The sequence below is a fragment of the Actinomadura geliboluensis genome (assembly GCF_005889745.1).
Classification (GTDB): Bacteria; Actinomycetota; Actinomycetes; order Streptosporangiales; family Streptosporangiaceae; genus Spirillospora; species Spirillospora geliboluensis.
In genome coordinates this window covers 1-1082 of record NZ_VCKZ01000759.1, presented here as the reverse complement: position 1 = coordinate 1082, position 1082 = coordinate 1, and the positions used below count along the sequence as shown (strand labels likewise).

Annotated in this window: 2 protein-coding genes; both read left to right on the top strand. The window is 66.8% G+C overall.

The window, feature by feature from the left end; all coding sequences use genetic code 11:
* Positions 1 to 73 precede the first annotated feature (73 nt).
* Positions 74 to 772: an MFS transporter gene (locus tag ETD96_RS44085; RefSeq protein ID WP_171069558.1), complete on the top strand. Its 699-nt coding sequence runs from the start codon at positions 74 to 76 to the stop codon at positions 770 to 772.
* A 59-nt stretch (positions 773 to 831) separates the two neighbouring features.
* Positions 832 to 1082: hypothetical protein (locus ETD96_RS44080; RefSeq protein ID WP_205719775.1), on the top strand; the 251-nt coding region annotated here is incomplete at its 3' end.

Sequence of the window (1082 nt, the reverse complement as noted above, 5' to 3'; positions counted from 1 at the left end):
GCGCCAGGTGTGTATAAGAGACATTGCCCGCACCCCGCGCCGCATCGACGTCCTGGGCCCGTCCCTCCTGGCCGTGGCCCTGACCGCGCTGGTCTTCACCCTTCTCCGCGGTCAAGAACAGGGCTGGGGAAGCGCACGAACCCTGACGACCTCCATCGCCGCCCTCGCGGCCCTCGTCCTCTTCATCGCCGTGGAACACCGCCGCCGAGACCCGATGCTGGACCTTTCCCTCTTCCGCGACCGCGTCTTCACCGGCACCCAGATCGGATCGTTCACCGTCCAGGCGAGCATCTTCGCAATGCTCATCTACGTGTCCCTGTGGTTCCAGGACGGCTTGCACTACACGGCACTGAAAACGGGCCTGTGCTTCCTGCCGCTGGTACTCCCCATACTCCTCGCGGGCCCACTGGCAGGAGCCATCATGGACCGCCTCCCCAAGGGCCTCCTGGTCTCCGCCTCCCTGGCCCTCCTGGCCGCCGCGATACTCCTCATGCGCGGCTCCACATCCTGGACGGATTTGGCCCCCGGAATGCTGCTAGCCGGCTTGGCCTGCGGCATAGCACTCCCGACCCTGGGCAGCCTCGCCGTGGACATCCCAGACGAACGGCATCTCGGAATGGCGTCCGGAGTGAACAACACCGTCCTACAGATCGGCTTCTCCGTAGGTATAGCCGCCTACGGCGCAGTGGTAAGCCAAGACACCCTCTTCCTCATCGGCGCCGCGACCGCCCTCACAGGAGCCGCCATCACCGCACTCCTGATGCGCAGATGAGTTATCCACAACTTCAAAGCGGCGCCCGCCACCCGCACCGCTCGGGCCATCATCCCCCCATGAACGGGATGACTCTCACCTGGAAGCGGACGCCCGCCAACACGGTCGTCCCAGTCGGCCCCGGCGTCTATTTCGCCCCCGCCAAGGGTGCATCCCTCACCGCCAGAGCCGCCGTCCTGAGCGGCCTCCTCCCACCGGAAGCCGTCATCGCCCGCCGCACCGCCGCCTGGATATGGGGCCTGGACGTTCTGCCCCCGGGCATGGACGAGACCGACTGGCCCGTAGACCTCATCACCCCCGAACCCTCGAC